The organism is Micromonospora sp. CNZ295 (genome assembly GCF_004217535.1).
This window is the reverse complement of record NZ_SHKZ01000001.1, coordinates 3823536-3844445: the sequence shown is the minus strand read 5'-3', so window position 1 is coordinate 3844445 and position 20910 is coordinate 3823536. Positions and strand designations below refer to the sequence as shown.

The 20910-nt window shown below is 72.6% G+C and carries 21 protein-coding genes; 7 read left to right on the top strand and 14 right to left on the bottom strand.

Going from position 1 to position 20910, the window contains the following annotated elements:
• The first annotated feature begins 10 nt into the window (after positions 1-10).
• Positions 11-1096 (top strand): DUF3866 family protein, encoded by a 1086-nt coding sequence (locus EV376_RS18115; protein WP_130324813.1) that lies wholly within the window; start codon positions 11-13, stop codon positions 1094-1096.
• A gap of 26 nt (positions 1097-1122) precedes the next feature.
• Here EV376_RS18115 and EV376_RS18110 read toward each other — a convergent pair whose 3' ends face one another.
• The 8 genes from EV376_RS18110 to arc form a co-directional block, all read right to left on the bottom strand.
• Positions 1123-1308, bottom strand: a complete 186-nt coding sequence (locus tag EV376_RS18110; protein WP_130324811.1) for a hypothetical protein — start codon at positions 1306-1308, stop codon at positions 1123-1125.
• Positions 1309-1377: 69 nt separating this feature from the next.
• Positions 1378-2736, bottom strand: a complete 1359-nt coding sequence (pafA, locus tag EV376_RS18105; RefSeq protein WP_130324809.1) for a Pup--protein ligase — start codon at positions 2734-2736, stop codon at positions 1378-1380.
• A gap of 219 nt (positions 2737-2955) precedes the next feature.
• Complete coding sequence (gene prcA / locus EV376_RS18100) at positions 2956-3780, bottom strand: proteasome subunit alpha (RefSeq protein WP_130324807.1); 825 nt, start codon at positions 3778-3780, stop codon at positions 2956-2958.
• A gap of 57 nt (positions 3781-3837) precedes the next feature.
• Positions 3838-4677, bottom strand: coding sequence for a proteasome subunit beta (prcB, locus tag EV376_RS18095; protein WP_207228192.1), 840 nt, complete (start codon positions 4675-4677; stop codon positions 3838-3840).
• Positions 4596-5135: an endonuclease VII domain-containing protein gene (locus tag EV376_RS18090; protein WP_486482677.1), complete on the bottom strand. Its 540-nt coding sequence runs from the start codon at positions 5133-5135 to the stop codon at positions 4596-4598. Before EV376_RS18090 ends, prcB begins: the two co-directional genes overlap by 82 nt.
• 168 nt (positions 5136-5303) lie before the next feature.
• On the bottom strand, positions 5304-5519 hold the full coding sequence (locus EV376_RS18085; protein ID WP_111133268.1) for a ubiquitin-like protein Pup: 216 nt from the start codon (positions 5517-5519) through the stop codon (positions 5304-5306).
• A gap of 113 nt (positions 5520-5632) precedes the next feature.
• A complete protein-coding gene (gene dop, locus EV376_RS18080; protein ID WP_130324801.1) occupies positions 5633-7150 on the bottom strand; it encodes a depupylase/deamidase Dop in 1518 nt (505 codons plus the stop codon).
• A gap of 150 nt (positions 7151-7300) precedes the next feature.
• Positions 7301-9082, bottom strand: a complete 1782-nt coding sequence (gene arc, locus EV376_RS18075; protein ID WP_130324799.1) for a proteasome ATPase — start codon at positions 9080-9082, stop codon at positions 7301-7303.
• Between the two features lie 179 nt (positions 9083-9261).
• On the opposite strand from arc, the gene EV376_RS18070 reads away from it, so the two are divergent.
• Positions 9262-9555, top strand: a complete 294-nt coding sequence (locus tag EV376_RS18070; protein WP_130328718.1) for a ferredoxin — start codon at positions 9262-9264, stop codon at positions 9553-9555.
• Positions 9556-9598: 43 nt separating this feature from the next.
• Here the strand turns inward: EV376_RS18070 and EV376_RS18065 are convergent, their stop codons facing one another.
• From EV376_RS18065 to EV376_RS18055, 3 genes are all read right to left on the bottom strand, one after another.
• Positions 9599-10171, bottom strand: a complete 573-nt coding sequence (locus tag EV376_RS18065; RefSeq protein WP_130324797.1) for a hypothetical protein — start codon at positions 10169-10171, stop codon at positions 9599-9601.
• 78 nt (positions 10172-10249) lie between these two features.
• Entirely contained in the window at positions 10250-11242 is a 993-nt protein-coding gene (locus EV376_RS18060) for a tRNA (adenine-N1)-methyltransferase (protein WP_130324795.1), read from the bottom strand.
• On the bottom strand, positions 11239-12393 hold the full coding sequence (locus EV376_RS18055) for a site-2 protease family protein (RefSeq protein WP_130324793.1): 1155 nt from the start codon (positions 12391-12393) through the stop codon (positions 11239-11241). Before EV376_RS18055 ends, EV376_RS18060 begins: the two co-directional genes overlap by 4 nt.
• 82 nt (positions 12394-12475) lie before the next feature.
• Between EV376_RS18055 and EV376_RS18050 the strand changes: the two genes are divergently transcribed.
• From EV376_RS18050 to EV376_RS18035, 4 genes are all read left to right on the top strand, one after another.
• Positions 12476-13390 carry a PD-(D/E)XK nuclease family protein gene (locus EV376_RS18050; protein WP_130324791.1) on the top strand — a complete coding sequence of 305 codons (915 nt, stop codon included), beginning with the start codon at positions 12476-12478 and terminating at the stop codon, positions 13388-13390.
• 41 nt (positions 13391-13431) lie between these two features.
• A complete protein-coding gene (locus EV376_RS18045) occupies positions 13432-14109 on the top strand; it encodes a response regulator transcription factor (RefSeq protein ID WP_130328717.1) in 678 nt (225 codons plus the stop codon).
• Positions 14110-14405: 296 nt separating this feature from the next.
• Entirely contained in the window at positions 14406-15173 is a 768-nt protein-coding gene (locus EV376_RS18040; RefSeq protein ID WP_130324789.1) for an ABC transporter ATP-binding protein, read from the top strand.
• Positions 15173-17722, top strand: a complete 2550-nt coding sequence (locus tag EV376_RS18035) for an FtsX-like permease family protein (protein ID WP_130324787.1) — start codon at positions 15173-15175, stop codon at positions 17720-17722. Before EV376_RS18040 ends, EV376_RS18035 begins: the two co-directional genes overlap by 1 nt.
• Before the next feature lie 74 nt (positions 17723-17796).
• On the opposite strand, the gene EV376_RS18030 is transcribed toward EV376_RS18035, so the two are convergent.
• Both EV376_RS18030 and EV376_RS18025 read right to left on the bottom strand, forming a co-directional pair.
• The gene (locus EV376_RS18030; RefSeq protein WP_130324785.1) at positions 17797-18444 is read right to left on the bottom strand and encodes an HAD family hydrolase; all 648 of its coding nucleotides are present in this window, start codon (positions 18442-18444) and stop codon (positions 17797-17799) included.
• Positions 18445-18574: 130 nt separating this feature from the next.
• Positions 18575-19408, bottom strand: coding sequence for a neutral zinc metallopeptidase (locus tag EV376_RS18025; protein WP_130324783.1), 834 nt, complete (start codon positions 19406-19408; stop codon positions 18575-18577).
• Between the two features lie 181 nt (positions 19409-19589).
• Between EV376_RS18025 and EV376_RS18020 the strand changes: the two genes are divergently transcribed.
• Positions 19590-19754 (top strand): hypothetical protein, encoded by a 165-nt coding sequence (locus tag EV376_RS18020; protein ID WP_207228190.1) that lies wholly within the window; start codon positions 19590-19592, stop codon positions 19752-19754.
• Positions 19755-19769: 15 nt separating this feature from the next.
• On the opposite strand, the gene EV376_RS18015 is transcribed toward EV376_RS18020, so the two are convergent.
• Positions 19770-20864 carry a calcium:cation antiporter gene (locus tag EV376_RS18015; protein WP_130324781.1) on the bottom strand — a complete coding sequence of 365 codons (1095 nt, stop codon included), beginning with the start codon at positions 20862-20864 and terminating at the stop codon, positions 19770-19772.
• Positions 20865-20910 lie beyond the last annotated feature (46 nt).

Below are 20910 nucleotides of genomic sequence, written 5' to 3'. Positions count from 1 at the left end.
CGTCGACCGCATGGTGCGATGGCGGTCGGGAACCGTGACGGCGGTACGGCGCGAATGGACCGGCGCGGTCGAGCTGGACGTCACGCTCGGCGACGGCACGGTGCTGCGCGCGCTCGCGTACCCCGAGCTGGTCGGCCGCCCGCGCGCCGGCGACCGGGTGCTGCTCAACGCCGGCGCCCTGCTGATGGGCCTCGGCACCGGCGGGTACGCCCTGGTGGTGGCCCTGCCCGACCGGCTGCCGCCGGACCCGCCCGCGCCGGCCGACAACCGCGACGCGGGTCACCTGGTCAAGGCCCGCTACACCCCGCTACAGCCGATCCTGCTCGGCGTCGACGAGGAGGCCGCCCCGCACCGGGCGGTCCTCGCCGACGCCGACGACCTGGCCGGCCTGCCGGTCGTCACCGCCGACCTGCACTCCGCGCTGCCGGCGGTCCTCGCCGGGATCCGCGCCGACGCCCCCGGCATCCGGGTCGCGTACCTGCTCACCGACGGCGGCGCGCTGCCCGCCTGGTTCTCCCGCACCCTCGCCGGCCTGCGGGAGCACCTCGTCGGCACGGTGAGCGTCGGTCAGGCCTTCGGCGGTGACCTGGAGGCCAGCACCCTGCACACCGGCCTGCTCGCCGCCCGGCACGTGCTGCGCGCCGACGTCGCGATCGTCGCCCAAGGCCCCGGCAACCTGGGCACCGGCACCCGCTGGGGCTTCTCCGGAGTGGCGGTCGGCGAGGCGGTCAACGCGGTCGCCACGCTGGGCGGACGGCCGGTCGGGTCGCTGCGCATCTCCGCCGCCGACCCCCGACCCCGGCACCGCGGCGTGTCCCACCACAGCCTCACCGCGTACGGCCGGGTGGCCCTGGCCCGCGCGGAGCTGGTGGTGCCCGACGGGCTCGACCCGGCCCTCGCGGCCGCGGTCGACGCGGCGCTGGCGCCCCTCGCGGCCCGGCACGACCTGGTCCGGGTGCCGGTCGACGGCCTCGACGCCGCGCTGCGCGCCAGCCCGGTGCCGCTGTCGACGATGGGTCGCGGCCTGAACGCCGACCACGCCTACTTCCTCGCCGCCGCGGCGGCCGGCCGGCACGCCGCGCGGCTCGCCGGCTGAGACCCGGGCGTGGGGCGCAGGACGAATCAGGCGAAGATCACCACGGCCGCCCAGGCGCCCACGATCAGGACCAGGGCGAGCGCCAGCACCCAGGTGGGCACCGTGTACTCGCCACGACGGTTGCGCTCGATCTCGTCACGGATCTTCTGGCGGCGGCGCTCCATCCAGTTCTGCTTCTCGGAGCCGCGACCGGCCGGTTCGGTAGGCATCATGGCGCCGCCAGCCTACCGGTCGACCGACCGGTGCGACGACGCACACCACCCACCGGCCGAGCAGCGCGGTCACATGCTGGCGATCAGCCGCTCCACCCGCTCGTCGTACGCCCGGAACGGGTCCTTGCACAGCACCGTGCGCTGCGCCTGGTCGTTCAGCTTCAGGTGCACCCAGTCCACGGTGAAGTCCCGCCGCTTCTCCTGGGCGTGCCGGATGAACTCCCCCCGCAGCCGCGCCCGCGTGGTCTGCGGCGGCGTCTCCTTCGCCTCGAAGATCTCCGGGTCGGTCGCCACCCGGTCCACCTCACCCCGCCGCTCCAGCAGCCCGTACAGGCCCCGACCCCGGCGCAGATCGTGGTACGCGAGATCCATCTGCGCCACCCGCGGATGCGACAGCGGCAGGTCGTGCTTGCGCTGGTAGCGCTCGATCAGCCGCAGCTTCGTCACCCAGTCGATCTCCCGGGCCACCGGCTCCAGGTCACCGGTCTCCACCGCCCGCAGCACCCGGCCCCACAGCTCCACCACCCGCTTCGCCGTCTGGTCGCCGCCGCGCCGCTCGACGAACTCCGTCGCCTTCGCCAGGTACTCCTGCTGGATCTCCAACGCGCTGACCTCCTTGCCGGAGGCCAGCCGCACCTTCCGCCGCCCGGTGATGTCGTGTGACACCTCGCGGATCGCCCGGATCGGGTTCTCCAGCGTCAGGTCCCGCATCACCACGCCGGCCTCGATCATCCGCAGCACGATGTCCGCCGAGCCGACCTTCAGCAGCGTGGTGACCTCGTTCATGTTGGAGTCGCCCACGATCACGTGCAGCCGGCGGTACCGCTCGGCGTCCGCGTGCGGCTCGTCCCGCGTGTTGATGATCGGACGGCTGCGGGTGGTCGCCGACGAGACGCCCTCCCAGATGTGCTCCGCCCGCTGCGACAGGCAGTAGACCGCGCCGCGCGGCGTCTGCAGCACCTTGCCCGCACCGCAGATCAACTGCCGGGTGACCAGGAACGGAATCAGCACGTCGGCCAGCCGGCCGAACTCGCCGTGCCGGGAGACCAGGTAGTTCTCGTGGCAGCCGTACGAGTTGCCGGCCGAGTCGGTGTTGTTCTTGAACAGGTAGATCTCACCCGCGATGCCCTCGTCGTGCAACCGCTTCTCGGCGTCGACGAGCAGCCCCTCCAGGATCCGCTCACCGGCCCGGTCGTGCGCGACCAGATCCACCACCGAATCGCACTCCGGCGTCGCGTACTCCGGGTGCGACCCGACGTCCAGGTACAGCCGGGCCCCGTTGCGAAGGAACACGTTGCTCGACCGACCCCACGACACCACCCGCCGGAACAGGTACCGCGCGACCTCATCGGGGGACAACCGGCGCTGCCCGCGATAGGTGCAGGTGACGCCGTACTCGGTCTCGAGGCCGAAGATTCGCCGCTCCATGGTGAGACACTAGCCGCCCGGGACGACAGATGGGCAGCGCTCGCCACGCCCGTCCCACGCGGTCACCGTCCACCCCATCGCCACGCCGGCGCCGAGGGCAGCGGCGACACCACCACCGGCCGCTCCCACCGACGAACTCGACGCCGGCGACCGGCCGGTACCGCGGACAACCGCTCCGGTGCGGGCCACTCGTCAAGCCCGGGCCGGCACCGCCGCGACTCAGGACTCCGGGCGCTCCGGCTCCTGGCCCTCCAGATCCGCCGAACCCGCCGACGTGGTCGGCTTGTGCGCCTCCTCCGTCGGCACCGTCGGCGTCTCCGGCCGCGCGGCGGCCTCCTCGGCCTTCCCCCCGTCGAGCAGGGCGGTCAACGCGGCACCGGTGATCCGCCGGAAGGTCCGCCCCACCCGGGCACGGTCCAGGATGGCCACCTCGAGCTGGTCCGCCGCGATCGTGCGGGCCGCCCCGCCCTCGCCACCGACGCTGCTCAACGCCTTGACCGCCACCTTCACCGCATCGCCCAGCGACATGTCGGCCTGGTGGTCGGACTTCAACACTCCGGTGATCGACTCGGCCTGACCGCCCATCGCCATCCGGCCCGGCTCGTCGTTGACCGACCCGTCGTACGTCAGCCGGTACAGCTCGTCGTCCTCCGGCGTCGCGCCCACCTGCGCCACGCAGATCTCCACCTCGAACGGCTTGGACTGCTCGGTGAAGATGGCCCCCAGGGTCTGGGCGAAGGCGTTGGCGAGCCCGCGACCGGTCACGTCCCGCCGGTCGTAGCTCAGACCGTTCAGATCGGCCATCCGCACACCCGCGCGCCGCAGGTTCTCGAACTCGTTGTACCGGCCCACCGCGGCGAAGCCGATCCGGTCGTAGATCTCACTGACCTTGTGCAGGGCGCTGGACAGGTTCTCCGCGACGAAGAGCACCCCGCCGGCGTAACTCAGGACCACCGCGCTGCGCCCCCGGGCGATGCCCTTACGGGCCAGCTCGGAGCGGTCGCGCATGATCTGCTCGGGCGAGGCGTAGAACTGCATGGCCACGGCGGCGGTTCTCCTTACGACGGCGCTGTGCTGGGGACTGCTGTCGGGTGGGTGGCCTCAGCCGCCCGGGTTCTCCATCCGGCCGGAGACGACGCTCTCGGCGATCGCCGCCGCCTCCGCGTCGGTGAGCCGGTGCGTGCCCTCCGCCGTCGCGGTCATCAGCACCGGGTAGATGCGCCGGGTCAGGTCCGGCCCGCCGGTCGCCGTGTCGTCGTCGGCCGCGTCGTACAGCGCCTCGACGGCCAGACGGACGGCGTCGTCCATGGACAGCCCGGCCCGGTACCGCTTCTTCAGGGCCGACTTCGCGAACAGCGAACCGGAGCCGATCGCGTCGTAGCCGGTCTCCTCGTAGGGGCCGCCGGTCACGTCGAAGCTGAAGATGCGGCCGGCCCGCGCCGGGTCCTTCGCCGCCAGGTCGAAGCCGGCGAACAGCGGGATCACGGCGAGGCCCTGCATCGCCGCACCGAGGTTGCCCCGGATCATCGAGGCCAGCCGGTTGGCCTTGCCGTCGAGCGAGAGCATCGCGCCCTCGATCTTCTCGTAGTGCTCCAGCTCCACCTGGAACAGCCGCATCAGCTCGATGCCGATGCCCGCGGTGCCCGCGATGCCGACCAGCGAGTACGCGTCAGCCGGGTGCACCTTCTCGATGTCCCGCTGGGCGATCAGGTTCCCCATCGTGGCCCGGCGGTCACCGGCCATCACCACGCCACCGACGGCGGAGATCGCCACGATGGTGGTGGCGTGCGGGGCCAGGTCGGCGGCCATACCCGGCGGCAGCGGCCGCCGGCCGGGCAGCATCTCCGGGGCCACCTTGCTCAGGAACGCAGTGAAGGAGGACGTCCCCGCGTTGGTGAACACATCTGGAAGACGCCCGGATGGATCAAAACCCGCTGCCACGTGGTTCCTCTCAGGTACGTGATCGCCCTGGTCAGCCTCTCCGGACTGTCCCGGAACTGACCAAGACCGCGATTGCAGTTGAAGCAGAGTATCCCGCGCACCCATCCGGTGCGATGATCGTGGTCCAGGTGTTGCGGATCTTCCACGCCACAGAGGGCGCAGACCCCGCCCTGCTCCGCGAGCAGCTCGTCGAACTCCTTCTGCCCGACGCCGTAGCGCCGCCGCAGGTGGTACTCCCGGCCGCCACCGTAGAGCCGAAGGCGGCTCTCGGTGCCCTTGCGGTTATGGCAAGGCTTGCAGTATCGACCGTAACCGCCTCTCGCCGAGCGGTTACGAGGGAAATCCTCCACCGGCTTGGCCTGGCCGCAGTCAGGGCAACGGCGATGCCCTTCGGGCACGGCGGGGAGTCGACGCACCTCGCGCCCGGCCTTCTCCTTCAGACGCTTGGCGTAGCTCACCTTCGAGCGCAGGTCGAAACACGGCTTGCAGTAGCTTCCGCGCCCGTCAGGGCGCCGACTGTTGGCGCAGAACTCGGCGAGCGGCTTCCACTCGCCACAGTCGCGGCACCGGCGGTGTCCGTTCTGATCGTCAGGCCGAAGGGGCATGTCCGATCTTCCCTATATGCCCTATTCACCCCCTTTCTGTACATATCCACGGACGAACTCTTCTGCGTTCTCCTCCAGGACGGAGTCGATCTCGTCGAGCAGGTCGTCTACGTCCTCGGTGATCTCGGCGTGCCGCTCGGCGACCTCCGGGTTCGCCTCGGTGGTGACGTCCTCGATCTCTTCGCCCTGCCGGGACTTGCCGGTCTGCGACTGCCCGCCGCTGTCACGAGTGGCCATGGCTGCCTCCTCCACGATCGTCTGCGACGAACTTACCTCGCGCGAGCGACGAAAGGCCCGTCGCGCGCCGGCTCGCGGCACCCGACGGGCCTTTTCCCGAAGGCCGGCCGAACTCAGCCGCCGGTCAGCGTCTCCAGCAGGTCCTTGGCGCTCTCGCAGCGGTCGAAGAGCTCACCCACGTGCTTGCGGGTGCCGCGCTCGGGCTCCATCATCGGCACCCGCACCAGCGACTCGCGGCCGACGTCGAAGATGACCGAGTCCCAGCTCGCGGCGACCACCTCCGAGGCGTACTGGGCGAGGCAGCGGCCCCGGAAGTAGGCCCGGGTGTCCTCCGGCGGTTCGGTCATCGCGCTGCGGGTCTCCTCGTCCGGCAGCAGGGTCTTCATCGCCCCCCGCGACACCAGCCGGTGGTAGAGCCCCTTCTCCGGGCGGACGTCGGAGTACTGGAGATCGACCAGTTGCAGTTTGTGCGAGCCCCAGCCGAGCTTCTCCCGCTCCCGGTAGCCCTCCAGCAGCCGCAGCTTGGCCACCCAGTCCAGTTCGTCGGCGCAGAGCATGACGTCCCGGCCCAGCCGGTCCAGCACGCTCTCCCAGCGGTCGAGCACGTCGGCGGTCTGCTCGTCGACGTCCCTGCCGTACCGGTCGTCCACGAAGGAGCTCACCCGCTCGTAGTAGGCCCACTGCACGTCGAGGGCGGTGAGCCGGCGGCCGTCGCGCAGCCGCATGAGGTGGTTGAGCGACGGGTCGTGGCTGATCGCGCGCAGCTCGCTGACCGGGTCGGCGATGCCCAGGTCCGGGCCGAGTGCCTTCTCCTCGATCATGGTGAGGATCAGCGCGGTCGTGCCGACCTTGAGGTAGGTCGAGATCTCCGACAGGTTGGCGTCGCCGATGATGACGTGCAGCCGCCGGTACTTGTCGGCGTCGGCGTGCGGCTCGTCGCGGGTGTTGATGATGGGCCGCTTGAGCGTGGTCTCCAGGCCCACCTCGACCTCGAAGAAGTCGGCGCGCTGGGAGATCTGGAAGCCGCTCTGCCCGCCGTCCTGACCGATGCCGACCCGGCCGGCGCCGCAGACGATCTGCCGGGTGACGAAGAACGGCGTCAGGTACGCGACGATGTCGGCGAACGGGGTCTGCCGCCGCATCAGGTAGTTCTCGTGGGCGCCGTAGCTGGCGCCCTTGTTGTCGGTGTTGTTCTTGTACAGGTGGATGGGGTGCGTGCCGGGGATGGTGGCGGCGCGCCGCGCGGCCTCGGCCATCACCCGCTCCCCCGCCTTGTCCCAGCGCACCAGGTCGCGGGGGTTGGTGACCTCGGGGGTGGAGTACTCGGGGTGCGCGTGGTCGACGTACAGGCGCGCCCCGTTGGTGAGTATCACGTTGGCGAGGCCCAGGTCCTCGTCGGCGAGGGCCTCGGCGGGGTCGTACGCGGCGCCGGAGTAGGTGAAGCCGCGGGCGTCGCGCAGCGGCGACTCCTCTTCGTAGTCCCAGCGGGCCCGGCCGCCGCGGTTGAGTTCCGGGCGCGCCCCGTAGGCGTTGACCACCTGGGAGGAGGTGACCATCGGGTTGGCTCCGGCCTGGCCGGGCACGGAGATGCCGTACTCGACCTCGGTGCCCATGATCCGTCTAACGCTCATCGACCTACTCGCTTCGCTCGCCCGACCGGTCCCGCAGTCGAGCGTAGTCGGCGCCGCGACCGATGGTGACGCGGCCGTCCGGAGCGCGGCGCCCGGTGACGGCCGGGGGCCCGGGTCGCTGGTGCGGCCCGGGCCCCCGTCGTGCCGTCGTCAGAGGTACTGTCCCGTGTTGCTGGCGGTCTCGATGGACCGGCCGGCCTCGGCGCCCTTGCCGCCGGAGACGAGCGTGCGGATGTAGACGATCCGTTCGCCCTTCTTGCCGGAGATGCGCGCCCAGTCGTCGGGGTTGGTGGTGTTGGGCAGGTCCTCGTTCTCGCGGAACTCGTCGACGCAGGCGTCGAGGAGGTGCTGCAGGCGCAGGCCCTTGCGGCCGGAGGTGAGGAACTCCTTGATGGCCATCTTCTTGCCGCGGTCGACGATGTTCTGGATCATCGCGCCGGAGTTGAAGTCCTTGAAGTAGAGGACCTCCTTGTCGCCGTTGGCGTAGGTGACCTCGAGGAAGCGGTTCTCCTCGGTCTCCGAGTACATCCGCAGGACGACGGCGTCGATCATCGCCGCCACGGTGGCCTGAGGGTCGCCGCCGTGCTCGGCGAGGTCGTCCGGGTGCAGCGGCAGCCCGGGCAGGATGTACTTGGAGAAGATGTCCTTGGCCGCCTCGGCGTCCGGCCGCTCGATCTTGATCTTCACGTCGAGCCGGCCCGGGCGCAGGATCGCCGGGTCGATCATGTCCTCGCGGTTGGAGGCGCCGATGACGATGACGTTCTCCAGGCCCTCGACACCGTCGATCTCGCTGAGCAGCTGCGGGACGATCGTGTTCTCCACGTCGGAGGAGACGCCGGAGCCGCGGGTGCGGAACACCGAGTCCATCTCGTCGAAGAACACGATGACCGGCGTGCCCTCGCCGGCCTTCTCCCGGGCCCGCTGGAAGATCAGCCGGATGTGCCGCTCGGTCTCGCCGACGTACTTGTTGAGCAGCTCCGGGCCCTTGATGTTGAGGAAGAAGCTGGTGTGCTTCTCCTCGCCCCGGCGCTCGGCGATCTTCTTGGCCAGCGAGTTGGCCACCGCCTTGGCGATGAGCGTCTTGCCGCAGCCGGGCGGGCCGTAGAGCAGGATGCCCTTCGGCGGCCGGAGCTGGTGCTCGCGGAACAGGTCGGCGTGCAGGAACGGCAGCTCCACCGCGTCGCGGATCTGCTCGATCTGCGTGTGGAGGCCGCCGATGTCGGTGTAGTCGACGTCCGGCACCTCCTCGAGGACCAGTTCCTCGACCTCGCTCTTGGGGATCCGCTCGTAGGCGTACGCCGAGCGGGGCTCGATCATGAGCGAGTCGCCGGCCCGGATCGGGGTGCCGATCAGCGTCTCCGCGAGGTGCACGATGCGCTCCTCGTCGGAGTGGGAGACGACGAGGGCGCGGTCGCCGGGGGCGCCGCCGGGACCGGCGAGCACCTCCTTGAGCATCACGACCTCGCCGACCCGCTCGTAGCCGAACGCGTCGACGATGTTCAGGGCGTCGTTGAGCAGGACCTCCTGCCCACGGCTCAGCTCGTTCACGTCGAGGGACGGTGAGACGGCCACCCGGAGCTTGCGGCCGCCGGTGAACACGTCCACCGTGCCGTCGTCGTGCCGGGCCAGGAAGACGCCGTAGCCGCTCGGCGGCTGGGCGAGGCGGTCGATCTCCTCCTTGAGCGTCACGATCTGCGCGCGAGCCTCCTTGAGGGTGCTCACGAGCCGGTCGTTGTTCTCGGTCAGCCGCGCCAACTGCGCCTGGGTGGCCGCCAGCCGCTCCTCGAGCTGCCGGACGTGTCGGGGGCTTTCGGTCAACTTGCGCCGCACCAGGGCGAGTTCCTCTTGAAGGAACGCGACCTGCGTGGAGAGATCGTGGGCCTCCTTCTCCCACCGTGCGGCGCGCGAGTCCGCGTCGTCGCTGCGTGCCACGTCCCACCTCCCCGGGGGGCTTGAACGTTCTGCCCTAACACTAGCCGCTATGAGGCCGATTCGGTCCCACGCAACGCCCTCGTCACCGAACCTTGATCGCCAAGGGTGGGCGCCGGGGACCGGTCCGGACGTTCGGGTACCGTCGAGCCGTGGGACGGGAGAACATGGGGGGTGCGGCGGTGGCCGAGGTCGCGACGGACCAGCTGCAGGTCTGGATCGATCAGGACCTGTGCACGGGCGACGGGCTGTGCGTCCAGTACGCGCCGGAGGTCTTCGAGTTCGACATCGACGGCCTTGCCTACGTGAAGGGTCCGGACGGCGAGCTGGTGCAGTCCCCGGGCGGCCGGGTCGACGTTCCGGAGCACCTGCGTCTCGAGGTGATCGACTCCGCGAAGGAGTGCCCGGGCGAGTGCATCCACGTGGTCCGCGGCAGCGACGGCGTGGAGGTCGCCGGCCCGGAGGCCGAGGACTGAGCCCGGCCGGCGGCGCGCCGCGCCGGCCGCCGGCCGCTACGCCTCAGAGCATCGGGCGGCCGACCACCGAGGCGACCAGCCGGGCGAACTCCTCCAGCCGGGCGATCTGACCGGCGCCGCCGTCGTCGAGGGTCTTGCCGAAGCGCAGCGCGTCGTGCCGCGGCGCGCCGGTCGCCTCCTCGCCGGGCGGCGCCTCGTCGAGCGAGGTCAGCAGCAGGTAGACGTCGATGCTGTCGACCCGGATGGCGCCGTCGTCGTCGCGGGTGAGCCGCCGCCGGCAGCCGACCTCGGTGACGGTGGAGACCGGCACCACGCGCAGCGACGAGGTCATCGACCCGGGTGGGCCCTCGCCGGGCGGGACGTCCTCGCCGTGCCAGAGGATCAGCCGGCTGCCGTCGCAGACGACGACCTCCTGCCAGACGCCGTTCACCTCGTTGACGAAGCGCTCCAGGGTGAAGCCGAGCACGGACGCGCCGCGCAGCACCCCGCCGAGCGCGTCGAGGGCCACGTCGGGGTCGCGCAGGTAGGCCCGCGCCGCCGACTCGAGGTCCTGGTACGGCGACCAGTCCGGGAACACCGCCGGCAGCTCGCCGCCGCCGAAGCCGGGTCGGTTCATCCCGCCTCCCCGCGTTCGTGCCGCCGGCCCGCGCCGGCCGTCCTCCGTCGCGTCATTGCCGGCCGCCCCGTCGCGCCGTCACGGCCGCTCCGCCTCCCCCGCCGGTTCGGGTTCGGCTCCGGCGGCCGCGGCCTGCCGGGCGGCCTCCGCCTCGCGCAGCGCCGCCCGGCGCGCGGCGTACGCCTCGGTGCCCTTGCTGGGCTTGCGGCGCCGGGGCGGGGCGGTGACCCCGGGGGCGAGCTTGCGCGCGGACACCAGGAACGCGGTGTGGGCGATCATGCGGTGGTCGGGGCGGACGGCCAGCCCTTCGGCGTGCCAGTCGCGCACCAGCGACTCCCAGGCCCGCGGCTCGGTCCACCCGCCGCGCTCCCGCAGCGCCTCCACCAGCTCGGACAGCTGCGGGGTGGTGGCGACGTACCCGATGAACACGCCGCCGGGGACGATGGCCCGCTCGACCATGTCGAGGGTCTCCCAGGGGGTGAGCATGTCCAGGATGATCCGGTCGAACCCGGTCTCCTGGTTGGTCGCGACGTCGCCGACCCGCAACCGCCACGCCGGGTGCGGGCCGTTGAAGAACGCCTCGACGTTGCGCCGGGCGATCTGGGCGAAGTCGTCGCGCAGCTCCCAGGAGTGCAGCTCGCCGGTGGGGCCGACGGCGCGCAGCAGCGAGCAGCTCAACGCGCCGGAACCGGCGCCGGCCTCGAGGACCTTCGCGCCGGGGAAGATGTCGCCCATGGCGACGATCTGGGCGGCGTCCTTCGGGTAGATCACCTGGGCGCCGCGCGGCATGGACAGCACGTAGTCGGCGAGCAGGGGTCGCAGGGCGAGGAACGGGGTGCCGCCGCCGGCGGTGGTGACGACGCTGCCGTCCGGCTGGCCGATCAGGGCGTCGTGGTTGAGGATGCCGCGGTGGGTGTGGAACTCCTTGCCCGGCTCCAGGGTGACCGTGTGCATCCGCCCTTTGGGGTCGGTCAGCTGTACCCGGTCGCCGGGCCGGAACGGCCCGCGGTGCACGGGGGGCGGCGCCGGGGGGTGCTGATCGGTGGGGCCGGCGGGGGGAGTTGCGGTCACGTGTTCATCTTCCGGTGAGGTTCGAGCAGCTGAGCCAGATCCGCGATGTGCAGGATGCCGACGACATCTTCGCCTGCCGTCACCACGTACTGTGCGCCCGGGTGGTGCTGGACGGTCTCCATCACCGCGTCCCCGTCGAGTCCGACCGGCAAGGCGGGCAGGCCGGCCAGGGACCGGGACACCGTGTCGACCGCCAGCCAGGGGCGGCGCTCCACGGGTACGGCCTCCGCGTCGGCCGGGTCGACCAGGGCGAGCGGGCGGCCGGCGGTGTCGGTGACGAGCAGCGCGGCCCGCGGGTCGACGCCGGCGTCGCGGCGGCGCTGCGCCTCGGCGAGGGGGGTGCCGCTGGGGACGGTGAGGACCGGGCGGGCGAGCCGGGACAGGTCGATCAGCGGGAAGCGCCGGCTCACCCGGGCCACCCGGATGGACTGCCCGGCGCCGCGCCAGAGGGTGAACGCCACCAGCAGCATCAGCGGCAGCGCCAGCGGCGCCAGGTGACGGGTGAGGGTGAGGGCGGTGACCAGGGCGAGGGTGCCGACGGCGACGGCCCGGCCGACCCAGCCGGCCACCTCGGTGGCCCGGTGCCGGTCACCGGTCACCGCCCACACCGCGGCCCGCAGCGCCCGGCCGCCGTCCAGCGGCAGCCCGGGCAGGGCGTTGAACACCGCGACGATCACGTTGCTCACCGCGAGCTGGAACGCGAGCTGCCGGACCAGGGTGTGGTCGGGCAGCGCGAGGGTGGCGGCGACGGCCGCCGCGCCGAGCACGGCGGACACGGCCGGCCCGGCGAGGGAGACGAGCAGGTCGACGCGGGGCGACGGGGCGTCGCGTTCCATCTCCGTGTAGCCGCCGAGCAGTTCCAGGGTGATGCCGCGGACGCCGATGCCGTACCGGCGGGCGGTGAGGGCGTGACCGAGCTCGTGCAGCAGCACCGACCCGAGCAGGGACACGACGAAGCCGAGCCCGATGAGGTAACCACCGAGCCGCGACAGCTCCAGCTGGTCGCGGGCGAAGTTGGCGTAGATCACGGTGACCACGCCGGCGAGCAGCAGCATCGACCCGTTGAGGTGCAGCGGCACCCCGAACACCCGCCCGACGGTCAGGGCGGTGCGCCGGTGGGGCCGGCGCGGCGCGGGCCTGGTCTGCTCCATCGCCCCGATGCTACGCGGCGCGGATCATGCGCCGGAGCGGCGAGGGCGGGGCTGTCACACCGGTGCCCTACCCTTTCCGGACATGACGGCGGAACCGGTGACGACCCAGCAGCCCACGCTCCCGGCCGAGGTGCCGGCGACGGTGCGGGCCTCGCTGTCCCCGTCGCGGGCGGCGGATTTCAAGACCTGTCCGCTGCTCTACCGGTTCCGCAGCATCGACCGGCTGCCCGAGCGGCCCAGCGTGGAGCAGGCCCGCGGCACCCTGGTCCACGCCGTCCTGGAGCGCCTGTTCGACCTGCCGGCGACGGGGCGCACCCCGGCGGCCGCCGGTGACCTGGTGGCTCCGCAGTGGGAGCGGCTGGTCGCCGAGCAGCCGGAGCTGGCCGGGCTGTTCGCCGACGGCGACGAGGCCGCCCGGTCGGCGTTCCTGCGCTCGGCGGCCGGGCTGCTCGAGGGTTACTTCGCGGTGGAGGATCCGCGCCGGCTGGAGCCGGCCGAGCGGGAGGCCCTCATCTCGGCCGTGGTCGACGAGGAGCTGCTGATCCGGGGCTACCTGGACCGGCTCGACGTGGCGCCGGACGGCGCGCTGCGGGTGGTCGACTACAAGACCGGCGGGGCGCCGCGGGAGGCGTTCGAGGCACGGGCGCTGTTCCAGCTGAAGTTCTACGCGCTGGTGCTGTGGCGCACCCGGGGCGTGGTGCCGCGCGTGCTGCGGCTGCTCTATCTGAAGGACGCGGAGGTGTGCGACTACGCGCCGGACGCCGACGAGCTGGTGCGCTTCGAGCGCACCGTGGTGGCCCTGTGGCGGGCCATCGAGGCGGCCACCGCCGCGCGGGACTTCCGCCCCCGGCCCAGCCGGCTCTGCGACTGGTGCAGCCACCAGGCGCTGTGCCCCAGCTTCGGCGGCACTCCCCCACCGTTCCCGGCGCAGCCGGCCGCCGCTGACCCGCTGCGCGACGCGCGCTCCCGCCCGGCGCCGCCGGGCGCGGACGAGTGACCGGGGGCGAGCCGGGGCCGGGCACCGGCCCGCGCCGGCCGGTGGCGGCGGCTCGGCGACCGGTGCGCGTCCTGATCGTCGACGACCAGCCGCTGCTGCGCACCGGCTTCCGGATGGTGCTCGGCGCCGAGGCCGATCTCGACGTGGTCGCCGAGGCCGGCGACGGTGTCGAGGCGGTGGAGCTGGCCCGCCGGCTGCTGCCCGACGTGGTGCTGATGGACGTGCGGATGCCCCGGCTGGACGGGGTGGCGGCGACCCGCGCCATCGTCGAGTCCCGGCTGCCGGTGCGGGTGTTGATCCTCACCACGTTCGAGCTCGACGAGTACGTGGTGGGCGCGCTGCGGGCCGGGGCCCGCGGCTTCCTGGCGAAGGACGTGCCGGCGGAGGACCTGGTGGCCGCGATCCGCACCGTCGCCGCCGGGGACGCGGTGGTGACCCCGCGGATCCTCAACCGGCTGCTCGACCGTTTCGCCGACCTGCTGCCCGATCCGGCGGCGGCCCCGCCGCGACTGCTCGACGTCCTGACCGACCGGGAACGGGAGGTGCTGGTGCACGTCGCCCGCGGCCTGTCGAACGCGGAGATCGCGCAGGCGTTGTCGGTCAGCGAGACCACGGTGAAGACGCACGTCGGTCACGTGCTGACCAAGCTCGGTCTGCGCGACCGGGTGCAGGCGGTCGTGCTGGCGTACGAGTCGGGCCTGGTCCGGCCCCGCGGCTGACGGCGGTCGGGGGGCGGGTGTGCTGTTGCGTCGCTCACCTACCGTGACCATGGACGGCGCGCCGAGGTTGACTCTCACGCGGCGTCACTGTTCAGGATCGGTCCCGACGGCCGGGAAACCGGCTCGACCGGCGCTGGGTCAGGGGCAACCCTGAGTGGCGGTCGGGGGCACCCGCAGCAGGAAATCCGCCGCGGCTCCACCCGGAGTCGGACGGATCTCCCGCGCCGGGCGTCAAGGATGGGACTACCGCGCCGGACCAGGGGGGCGGCGTGATCGGACGACGAGAGGAAGATGACGTGACCGCGACGGTAGGCCGTCAGGCGCAGGCCGCGGCCCGCGCGAGCGACGTGTGGAAGGTGTACGGCAGCGGGGAGGCGCAGGTGCTCGCGCTACGCGGCGTCACCTGCGAGTTCGAGCGGGGCCGCTTCACGGCGATCATGGGCCCGTCCGGCTCGGGCAAGTCCACGCTGATGCACTGCCTCGCCGGGCTGGACTCGGTGACCCGGGGCACGGTGTCGATCGGCGACACCACGGTCACCGGGCTCGGTGACGCCGGGCTGACGAAGCTGCGCCGCGACAAGGTCGGGTTCATCTTCCAGCAGTTCAACCTGCTGCCGACGCTGACCGCTCAGGAGAACATCCTGCTGCCGCTGTCGATCGCCGGCCGCAAGCCCGACCCGGCTTGGTACGACACCGTGATCGACACGGTCGGCCTGCGGGACCGGCTGGGTCACCGGCCCGCGCAGCTGTCCGGCGGGCAGCAGCAGCGGGTGGCGTGCGCCCGGGCGCTGGTCAGCCGTCCCGAGGTGATCTTCGCCGACGAGCCGACCGGCAACCTGGACTCGCGCTCCGGCGCGGAGGTGCTCAACTTCCTGCGCGACTCGGTGCGGGAGCACGGGCAGACCATCGTCATGGTCACCCACGACCCGACCGCCGCGGCGTACGCCGACCGGGTGATCTTCCTCGCCGACGGGCAGATCGTCTCGGAGCTGATCGAGCCGACCGCCGAGACGGTGCTGGACACGATGAAGAAGCTCGACACCCCGGCCGAGGTGGGCAGCTGATGTTCCGGGCGACCCTCAAGAGTTTGCTCGCGCGCAAGCTCCGGCTGATCCTGTCCGGGTTGGCGGTGGTGCTCGGCGTCATGTTCGTCTCGGGCGCGTTCGTGCTCACCGACACCCTCGGCCGGTCCTTCGACGCGGTCTTCGCCGACGCGTACGAGGGGGTGGATGTCAACGTCGCCGCGAAGCCGAAGGTGGCGGTGAGCGAGTTCGAGGGCGAGCAGGTGGCGGCGCCGGTGCCGGCGTCGACGGTCGAGCGGGTCCGGGCGGTCCCCGGGGTGGCCGAGGCCACCGGTGTGGTGGCCGCCGACGGCGCCCGGCTGATCGGCAGCAACGGCAAGGTCGTCACCTCGTTCGGGCCGCCGCAGCTCGGCGAGAACTGGGTGGGCGAGAGCGACCTGGTGCAGCTGCGCGAGGGCCGGGAGCCGCGCGCGGACGACGAGATCGTCGTCAACGCGGCCCTGGCCAAGACCGGCCGGGTCTCCGTCGGGGACCGGGTGGGTGTGCTGACGCTGGAGCCGAAGAAGGAATTCACCCTCGTCGGGATCTTCGGCTACAGCGGGGGCCGCGACTCCATCGGCGGCGCCAACGAGATCTTCTTCACCACGCCGATGGCGCAGCAGCTGATGCTCGGCGAGCGCGACGTGTTCACCAACGTCACGGTCACCGCCGCCGACGGCGTGTCCGACGAGCGGCTCCGCGACGACCTCGCGGCCGCCCTCGGCGACGGCTTCGAGGTGAAGACCGGTGCGCAGCTGTCCGCCGACGCGTCGGCCGGCCTGAAGGAGGGCCTGTCCTTCTTCAACCGGATCCTGCTCGGCTTCGCCGCCGTCGCGCTGCTGGTCGGCACGTTCCTGATCCTCAACACGTTCTCGATCATCGTGGCCCAGCGCACCCGTGAGCTGGCGCTGATGCGGGCCATCGGCGCCGGCCGCCGCCAGATCATCGGCTCGGTGGTGCTGGAGGCGGTGGCCGTGGGCCTGCTCGCCTCGGTGCTCGGCCTGGCCGCCGGCGTCGGTGTCGGCGCGCTGCTGGCGTACCTGTTCGGCAACCTCGCCGGTGGTCTCGCCCTCGCCGGCGTCGGGGTGCCGGCGGCGGCGGTGATCGGTTCGTTCGCCGTCGGCCTGGTCATCACCGTGGTGGCGGCGCTGCTGCCGGCGCTGCGGGCGTCGCGGATCCCGCCGATCGCCGCCATGCAGGACGTGGCGACGCCGGACCGGCCGCTGACGAAGATCACCGTGGCCGGCGCGGCGGTCACCGCGATCGGCGCCACGCTGCTGTTCCTCGGTCTGGGCGGGCACGCCGGCGACAACACCCTGGTCACCATCCTCGGTGGCGTGCTGTTCGCGTTCATCGGCGTGGCGCTGCTGACCCCGCTGATCAGCCGGCCGGTGGTGAGCCTGCTCGGCGCGATCTTCTCGTGGTCGGTGCCGGGCAAGCTGGGCCGGCTGAACTCGGGGCGCAACCCGCGCCGCACCGCGATCACGGCGGCGGCCCTGATGGTCGGCATCGCCCTGGTCACCGGTGTCACGGTCATCCTGGACTCGGCCAAGAGCAGCATCGGCGGCCTCGCCCGGGACACGATCAAGGCGGAGCTGGTGATCGCCGGGGCGCAGAGCGGCCCGCGTCCGCCGAGCTTCGACCCGGCGGTGCTGGAGAAGGTCGCCGCGCTGCCGGGGGTGCGCGTCGTCGACGGCGCCTACGGCGACATGGCGCAGGTCGGCGACCGGCGCAGCTGGGTGGGGGCGAACAGCGACGTCGCGGCGCTGGGGTCGATCTTCGGCGCGAAGGCCACCGCCGGTGACATCAGCCGGCTCGGGCCGGACCAGATGCTCGTCAGCTCCGACGTGGCCGAGTCGCGCAACCTCACCGTCGGGTCCACCGTGCCGGTGCAGCTCGCCCGTGGTGAGCCGAAGACGTACACGGTGAGCGGCATCTACGAGAGCTCCGAGTTCCTCGACCCGATCACGCTGCCGGTCGAGGCGACCCGGGAGTTCACCGTCCCGCAGCCGATCATGGGCTTCATCCAGCTCGCCGAGGGCACCCGGGCCGCCGACGTGCAGCCGCAGGTGGAGACGCTGCTGGCGGACAGCCCGGAGGTGTCGGTGACCGACCAGCAGTCGTTCATCGACCAGCAGACCGGCCAGCTCGACGGCCTGCTCACGATGATCCAGATCCTGCTGGCGCTGGCGATCGTGATCGCCGTCCTGGGCATCGTCAACACGCTCGCGCTGTCGGTGCTCGAACGGACCCGCGAGCTGGGTCTGCTGCGGGCGATCGGCCTGCGCCGGGCCCAGACCATGCGGATGATCGTCGTGGAGGCAGTGGTCATCTCGGTGTTCGGCGCGCTGCTGGGCATCGCCGTCGGCAGCGGGCTGGGCGCCGCGGTGGTCGAGGCGCTGCGCGACGAGGGCATCAGCGACCTCGTGCTGCCCTGGGCCGACATGGGGGTGATGGTCGCCCTCGGGGCCGTCGTGGGGGTGGTCGCGGCCGTCCTGCCGGCGATCCGTGCCGCCCGCATCAACGTCCTGGGCGCCATCGCCCACGACTGAGTGAACGGACGGGCCCCCGGTACGACGCCAGGCGTCGTACCGGGGGCCCGTTCGACGTCCTGGACGGGTCGGCGTCAGGCCGGCGGTTCGCCGAGCAGCGCCGCGAGCAGCTCCAGGTCCGCCGCCGTCAGGCTCGCCACCTGGTGGACGCCGTCGCGCGGCTCCAGCGGCACCTCGGCCGGCACCGCGAGCACCGCCGCTCCGGCGGCGAGGGCGCTGGCCACGCCGGTCGGGGAGTCCTCGATCGCCACGCACCGGGCGATCGGCACCCCGAGCAGCCGGGCAGCGGTCAGGTACGGCTCCGGGTGCGGCTTGGCCGCGTCCACCTCGTCACCGCACACCACCGCGTCGAAGCTGTCCCGTCCCAGCGTCTCGAGGGCGACCTCGACCAGCGCCCGACCGCTCGAGGTGACCAGCGCCGTCGGGATGCCGGCGGCACGGACGGCCCGCAGCAGCGCCAGCGCGCCCGGCCGCCACCGCAGCCCGGAGCGGAACAGCTCCAGGATCCGCGCGTTGATCCACGCGGCGCTCACGGCCGGGTCGCGTTCCGGTTGGCCCAGGTCCTCGTGCACGATCCGCATCGAGTCCGCCATGCTGGTGCCGATCACCGCGCGGCGCGCGGTCGTCGACAGCACGCCGCCGTACTCGGCGGCCAGCTCGCGTAGCGCGACGTCCCACAGCTTCTCGCTGTCGACCAGCGTGCCGTCCATGTCGAAGAGCACGGCGGCGGGGTGACGGCTGCTCAGCGCAAACCCTCCTCAGTCGGCGTAACCACCGATCCTGCCAGCCCCCAGGCCCGCCTCCGCAGGACTCCCCGCCGACAGTGACCTGCACCGCCCACGGCGCGACGCACTAGGTCAGGTCGCAGGCGGCCAGGGACTGCTCGTAACCGCGGAAGAACGCCTCGGCGCGCTGCTCCGGGCTGCCGTGCGAGCCCTCCGCGAACCACGGCTGGTCGGGCGCGTCGCCGACGGCGAGCAGCCCCTCGCGGAACTCTTCCAGATCACCGTCGTCGATGCGGAGCGTCCCGGCGCGGACCGAGTCGCCGAGGTACGCGCCGGCCATGCAGTCGGCCTGCAGCTCCTGCTGGATGGTGAAGGAGTAGCGGATGCCGAGCCGGGTCTGGATGCCGTGGGCGTACTCGTGGCCGAGCAGGTAGAACACGAACGCGTCCCCGATCTGCCGGAACGCGCCGAACGACCAGCGGATGTCGTACGCGATGAAGTCGCCAGCGGAGCAGTAGACCGCGTTGTTGCGGGGGATCGGCTCGCCGCCGCACCTGACCTCGCCGTCGCGCTGGTACGCGAACACCCGGCGGATCGGCTGGAACCGCTGCCCGGAGGCGCGGAACTGCTCCCCCCAGTACCGCTCGGCGATGCTGCGCGCGTCGGCGACGTCCTGCTGGAACTCCTCGACGGTGTCGGTGCCGTCGGCGCGGGTCGTCGCCGTGCCCGGGGCCGAGCGCGGCTGGTCGGGAGCCGGCGCTCCGCCGGGGTCGGACGCTCCCCCGACCACGCAGCCGGCCGCCACCACGAGCGCGACCGCCAGGCCGACCAGGGTGCCGCCCGGCCGTCGTCCCACCCGCCTCGTCACTGTGCCCTCCCGGCCGTCGGCGCTGCGGCGTGCAGTACCCCGACGGTACGCGCGCCATGCCGACCGGAGGTATCTACGCCGCCCACCCGCCAGCGGTTCAGCCGTGCCACCCGGGCCGGCGGTCGGCGCGACACGCGGATCGCCGTACGGCGGCCGGCGAGGACACCGGGAGGACGTCCGGAGCGCGCCGGCGGCTTCGACGTCCCGGGTGAGCGGCGCCGAGCGGCGGAGTACCGGAGGGTCTGTCCCTGGTGGACGGCCTCGCCGGGCGGGGGTGCTGGCGGGCGACCCGCGGCTGCCGGCCGTCCGGGCGCACCTGCTGGAGCGGCTCGGCGACGACGAGGGCGCGCGGGCGGCGTACCTGACGGCGGCGGCCCGGTCGACGAACCTGGCGCGGCAACGCTACCTGCACGCCCGCGCGGCCCGCCTGGTGCCCTGACCGCCGGCCGGGTACTCAGGGGCTGGCGGCGAGGAACACGAACGCCGCGAGCAGCACCAGGTGCACACCGCCCTGCAGGACGGTGGCCCGGCCGGGCACGACGGTCAGCACGGCGGTCACCACGGTGAGCGCGAGCAGCGTCATCTGGGTGCCGCCGAGACCGAGCAGCAACGGCCCGTCCAGCCAGATCGAGGCGATCGCGATGACCGGGATGGTCAGGCCGATGCTCGCCATCGCCGAGCCGAGGGCCAGGTTGAGGCTGATCTGCACCCGGTCCAGGCGGGCGGCGCGGGCGGCCGCGAGGGTCTCGGGCAGCAGCACCAGCAGGGCGATGACGACGCCGACGAAGGAGGGCGGCAGGTTGACCCGGGCGACGACGGCCTCGATGGTCGGCGACACGGTCTTGGCGTCGCCGACCACGGCGACCAGGGCGACCAGCAGCAGGGCGAGGCTGATCAGGGCGGTGCACGTGGAGGGCGGTTCGGCGTGCTCCTCGGAGTCGACCGGCCGCCCCTCGGCGGTCACCGGCTGGAAGTAGTCGCGGTGGCGGCCGGTCTGCACCAGCACGAACAGCGCGTACAGCGACAGCGACGCCCCGGCCGCGAACGCCAGCTGGGCCGAGCTGAACTGCGGGCCGGGCCGGGCGGTGAAGTTCGGGACCACCAGGCTCAGGACGGCGAGCGTCGCCACGGTGGCCAGGGCCCCGCCGGTGCCCTCCGAGTTGAACACCGCCACCCGCCGGCGCAGGGCGCCGATGAGCAGCGACAGGCCGAGGATACCGTTGCAGGTGATCATGGCAGCGGCGAAGACCGTGTCCCGGGCCAGCGTCTGGGTCTTCTCCCCACCGTTGATCATCAGTGTCACGATGAGCGCGACCTCGATCACGGTCACGGCGACCGCGAGGACCAGCGACCCCAACGGCTCCCCCACCTTGTGGGCGACCACCTCGGCGTGGTGCACGGCGGCGAGGACCGCGCCGGCCAGCAGCACGCTGAGCAGCAGCACCATCGGCCCCGACAGGACCTGGTTCCAGGTCATGCCCAGCACCACGATGGCGAGCAGCGGCACGACGACGGTCCAGTCGGTCAGGCGGGAACGCAGGGCGGTCATGCCCCTAACCCTGCCAGATTGATCATGAGCAGGACGTGGGTGTCGG

Bases quoted from the DNA above. Each gene is read 5' to 3' on its own strand.
- pafA (WP_130324809.1), bottom strand. From the start codon at position 2,736: ATGGAGCGGCGAATCTTCGGCCTCGAGACCGAGTACGGCGTCACCTGC.
- EV376_RS18065 (WP_130324797.1), bottom strand. From the start codon at position 10,171: ATGAACCGACCCGGCTTCGGCGGCGGCGAGCTGCCGGCGGTGTTCCCG.
- EV376_RS18115 (WP_130324813.1), top strand. From the start codon at position 11: ATGGTGCGATGGCGGTCGGGAACCGTGACGGCGGTACGGCGCGAATGG.
- dop (WP_130324801.1), bottom strand. From the start codon at position 7,150: ATGAGCGTTAGACGGATCATGGGCACCGAGGTCGAGTACGGCATCTCC.
- EV376_RS18110 (WP_130324811.1), bottom strand. From the start codon at position 1,308: ATGATGCCTACCGAACCGGCCGGTCGCGGCTCCGAGAAGCAGAACTGG.
- EV376_RS18035 (WP_130324787.1), top strand. From the start codon at position 15,173: ATGTTCCGGGCGACCCTCAAGAGTTTGCTCGCGCGCAAGCTCCGGCTG.
- EV376_RS18085 (WP_111133268.1), bottom strand. From the start codon at position 5,519: ATGGCCACTCGTGACAGCGGCGGGCAGTCGCAGACCGGCAAGTCCCGG.
- EV376_RS18055 (WP_130324793.1), bottom strand. From the start codon at position 12,393: ATGGAGCAGACCAGGCCCGCGCCGCGCCGGCCCCACCGGCGCACCGCC.
- EV376_RS18050 (WP_130324791.1), top strand. From the start codon at position 12,476: ATGACGGCGGAACCGGTGACGACCCAGCAGCCCACGCTCCCGGCCGAG.
- EV376_RS18015 (WP_130324781.1), bottom strand. From the start codon at position 20,864: ATGACCGCCCTGCGTTCCCGCCTGACCGACTGGACCGTCGTCGTGCCG.